Origin of the sequence: Streptomyces bobili (assembly GCF_002154575.1) — a bacterium.
GTDB lineage: Bacteria > Actinomycetota > Actinomycetes > Streptomycetales > Streptomycetaceae > Streptomyces > Streptomyces bobili.
In genome coordinates this window covers 1-4,615 of record NZ_MUBA01000801.1, presented here as the reverse complement: position 1 = coordinate 4,615, position 4,615 = coordinate 1, and the positions used below count along the sequence as shown (strand labels likewise).

Here is a 4,615-nt window from a genome sequence, read left to right as displayed (position 1 = left end):
CTTCCCCGGCCACCGAGGCGGCGTCCCGCGTCCTGCGCCCGCGCACGGACGGCGAGGAGAGCCGCCACCCCCTGTCCGAGGGCCAGCGCGCCCTCTGGGTGATCGAACAGATCGCTCCCGCCACCTACGCCTACAACCTGCCCCTCGCCCTCTGGCTCGACCGCGGCCTCGACGTGCTCGCCCTGCGGGCCGTCCTCCAGGACCTCCTCGACCGGCACGCCGAACTGCGGGCAACCGTCCACGCCGACGACGATGGGCCGTACGCCCGGATCGCCACCGAGCCCGAACTCCCCTTCCAGCAGGTCTTCCTGACCGCCAGGACCGACGCCGGGCTGCGTGACCGGATGCGCGCCGACCTGCGCCGCCCCTTCGAGCTCGCTGCCGGCCCCCTCGTCCGCGCCACCCTCTACACCCTGGGTGACGGCCGCAACGCGCTGCTGCTGACCTTCCACCACCTGGTCTTCGACGGTGTCTCCATCGCCCTGCTCCTGGGCGAGCTGGAACGCGGCTACCACGCGCTCCTCGCGGGCCGTGCCCTCCCCGCCGAGCGCCCCGCCCGCAGCTACGCCGACTTCACCGCCTGGCAGCGCGAGCTGCTCGCCGGCGCCGAGGGCCGGCGGCTGCGCGCCTACTGGACCGAACGGCTGCGCGGGCGCGGGACCACCGTGCCACTGCCGCTCGACCGGCCCCGCCCGGCCGTGCCCGGCTTCCACGGGGCGAGCCTGGACGGGCACATTCCCGCCGCGGTCACCGACCGGGCCCGTGCGCTCGCCGGCGCCGAGCGGACGTCCCTCTTCGGCGTCGTCCTCGCCGCGTGGTTCACCCTGCTGCACCGCTACAGCGACCGGGCCGACATCGCCGTGGGCACGCCGACGGCCGGACGCCCGGCGAACGGCTTCGACGACACGCTCGGCTACTTCATGAACATGGTGGTGCTGGCCGAACGCGTCGACGGCGCCGAGGAGTTCCGCGGCCTGGTCCGCCGCGTGCACCGCACCGTGCTGGACGCCCTGGAACACAGCGCGTACCCGCTGATCACGCTGGCCGACGACCTCCGCCGTACGGACCCCCGGGCCGGCGCCCCCTTCAACGTCGCCTTCTACTTCCAGAACTGGACCCGCACCGCCCGCCGCGACGCAACCGAGGACGCCCTGGTGCTCGGGCCGGTCGAAGGAGTGCACCAGGAAGGTGAGTTCGACCTGACCCTGGAGGTCGTCGAGCAGGAACAGGGCTGCCGCTACACGCTCAAGTACGACCCCGGCCTCTTCGACGAGGAGACCGTGGCCCGCCTCGGCACCCACTTCACCACCCTCCTCGCCGCCGCCGTCGAAGGGCCCGGCACCCCCGTGGCCGACCTGGAGCTGCTCACCGAGGAGGAGCGGGCCCGGCTCGCTCCGCCCGCCCCCACCGGCTACCCGTCCGACACCCTGGCCTGGGAACTCGTACGGCGGCAGGCCGAGGCCCGGCCCGACGCGGTCGCGGTCCGTCACGCCGGTACCGAACTGACGTACCGCACACTCGTGGAGCGTGTGGACGCACTCGCCGCCCGGCTCACCGCCGCCGGAGCGGGCCGTGGCCGGACCGTCGGGGTGCTGCTCCCGCGGGATCAGGACCTGCCGGTGGCGCTCCTCGCCGTCCAGGCCTCCGGCGCCGCCTACGTGCCGCTCGACCCCGCCTACCCGCAGGAGCGGCTCGCCTACATGGCCGAGGACGCCGGACTGCACCTGCTGCTCACCCACTCCACCGCCGGCGTCGGCCTCGCGGCTGTTCCCCGGCTGGTCGTCGACACCTCCGAGCAGCCGCCGGCCCTGCCCTCGCCCGGCCCGGCCGGCCCCTCCGACGCCGCGTACGTCATCTACACCTCCGGCTCCACCGGCCGTCCCAAGGGCGTCCGCGTGCCGCACCGGGCGCTGACCAACTTCCTGTGGTCGATGGCCCGCGAGCCCGGCTTCGGACCCGACGACACCCTGCTGGCCCTCACCACCGTCTGCTTCGACATCTCCGGCCTGGAGCTGTACCTGCCGTTGGTCACCGGCGGCACGGTGGAGGTGCTCTCCGCCGAGGAGGCCCGCGACGGGCTGCGGCTGCGCGAGGCCCTCGAACGGGCCCGTCCCACCGTCATGCAGGCCACCCCGGCCACCTGGAGCATGCTGCTGGCCGCCGGCTGGCAGGGCGACCCCGCGCTGAAGGTGCTGTGCGGCGGCGAGGCGCTTCCCGCCGACCTGGCCGAGGCACTCCTCGCGGGCAACGGTCAGGTGTGGAACCTCTACGGCCCGACCGAGACGACCATCTGGTCGGCGGCGGGCCGCCTCACCCGGGGCGGCCGGGTCGGCCTGGGCGCCCCGATCGCCAACACCGCGCTCCACATCCTCGACAGCGCGCGCAGGCCCGTCCCCACCGCCGTCGCAGGGGAGTTGTACATCGGCGGCGACGGTGTCGCCGACGGCTACCTGGGACGCCCCGAACTGACCGCCGAGCGCTTCCTGCCCGACCCGTTCGCGGAGCGCGCCGAGGCCCGCATGTACCGCACGGGTGACCTCGTACGACGGCTCGCCGACGGCACGATCGAGTACCTCGGCCGGCTCGACTCCCAGGTCAAGGTGCGCGGCCACCGCGTCGAGCTGGAGGAGATCGAGGCGGCCCTGCGTCGCCTCGACGGCGTCCGCGAGGCCGTCGTGGTGGCCCGTGGACAGGCAGCGGGCTCGCACACCCTGCTCGCCTGCTACGTCCTGGAGGACGGCGCGGCCGAGCCCCGCCGCGAGCGGCTGGCGGCCTGGCTGCCGGACCACATGGTGCCCGACGCCCTGGTCAGGGTGACAGGATTCCCGCGCACCCTGAACGGCAAGACCGACCGCACCACGCTGGCCGTCCTGCCCCTGGCCGACCTGCGCGCCCGCTTCGGCGCCGGGTCCCCGCCCGCGGCCCGCACCAGCGCTCCGGCAGAGGTCACCGGCGGCCGCACGCAGGCCCTCGTCGCCGAACTGGCCCGCATGGTCGCCGCCCTGGTGGACCTGCGCCCCGAGGACATCGGCGCGCACACCCCGCTCGGCGAGACCGGCATGAACTCCGTGAGTTTCACCGCGCTCAGCGCAGGGCTGCGCACGGCGTTCGGCATCACCGAGTACCCGACCCTCTTCTACCGCCGCGGCACCCTGCACGCGCTCGCCGAGCACCTGTGGGAGCATCACCCGGCCGCGCTGACGGCCCACTTCGGGAACGCCACGCAGGCATCCGCCGCCGGACAGGCGGCTCCGGCCGGGTCCTCCAAAGTTCTGGCGGTCCCCGCCGGGTCCGCGACTTCCGGGGCCCCCGCCGAGGCCGGGACCCCGGTGGCCCCCGCCGACCGTGAGGTCGCCGTCATCGGTATGGCGGGGCGCCTGCCCGGCTCCATGGACCTCAGGGAGTTCTGGGACCACCTCGCCGCCGGCGACGACCTGGTCGGCGAGATCCCCGCGGACCGCTGGGACTGGCGTGACCACCCGCGCTCCCGCTCCCGCTGGGGCGGCTTCGCCCCGGACGTGGACCGGTTCGACGCCGCGTTCTTCGGCATATCACCCCGCGAGGCCGAACTGATGGACCCGCAGCAGCGGTTGCTGCTCGAAACCGTCTGGCAGGCCGTCGAGGACGCCGGGTACCGGCCCTCCGAGCTGGCCGGGAAACGGGTCGGCGTGTTCATCGCCGTCACCAATTCCGACTACCACGAGGTGCAGCGGGCCGCCGGACGCGCCACCGAAGGCCACACCCTGACCGGCGCCGCCCTGTCGATCGTCCCGAACCGGGTGTCGTACACGCTCGACCTGCGCGGTCCCAGCATCGCCGTCGACACCGCCTGCTCCGGCTCTCTCACCGCCGTTCACCAGGCCTGCGCCGCCCTGCGCGACGGCACCTGCGACCTGGCCGTCGCGGGCGGCGTCAGCCTCATCCTGGCCCCCGGTGTCTACGAGGCCCTCAGCCAGGGCGAGATGCTCAGCCCCGACGGCCGCTGCAAGGCCTTCGACAGCCGCGCCGACGGCTATGTGCGCGGCGAGGGCGCGGGCGTCGTCCTGCTCAAACCGCACGAGCGGGCCGAGCGCGACGGCGACGCCGTACACGCCGTGATCAAGGCCGCGGCGCTCGGCCACGGCGGCCGGACCACCTCGCTCACCGCCCCCGACCCCGAGGCCCAGGCCGACCTGCTGGTCGAGGCCTACCGGGCCGCCGACGTCCACCCGGACACCGTCGGCTACATCGAGGCGCACGGCACCGGCACCGCCCTCGGCGACCCGATCGAGACCACCGGCCTGAGCACCGCCTTCCGGCGGCTGCGGTCGGGGGAGGAGGCCCCCAGCGGGTCCGTCCCGTGTGCCATCGGCTCGGTCAAGACGAACATCGGGCACCTGGAGGCCGCCGCCGGTATCGCCGGACTCTTCAAGGTGGTGCTGTCGATGCGGCACGGCACCATCCCGGCCAGCCTGCACTTCCGCGAGCAGAACCCCTACCTGGAACTCGACGGCGGCCCCTTCGAGGTCGCCGCCGCCGCCCGGCCCTGGCCGCGTCACCGCGGCGCCCACGGAGCCGAGCTGCCCCGCCGAAGCCGAAGGAGCTGACGCCGCCACGGCGGGGCAGCTCGGCTCCG

At 74.6% G+C, this 4,615-nt stretch carries 1 protein-coding gene; it reads left to right on the top strand.

The window, feature by feature from the left end:
• Window positions 1–4,586: non-ribosomal peptide synthetase (locus BZL64_RS37755; RefSeq protein WP_143663451.1), on the top strand; the 4,586-nt coding region annotated here is incomplete at its 5' end.
• Window positions 4,587–4,615 lie beyond the last annotated feature (29 nt).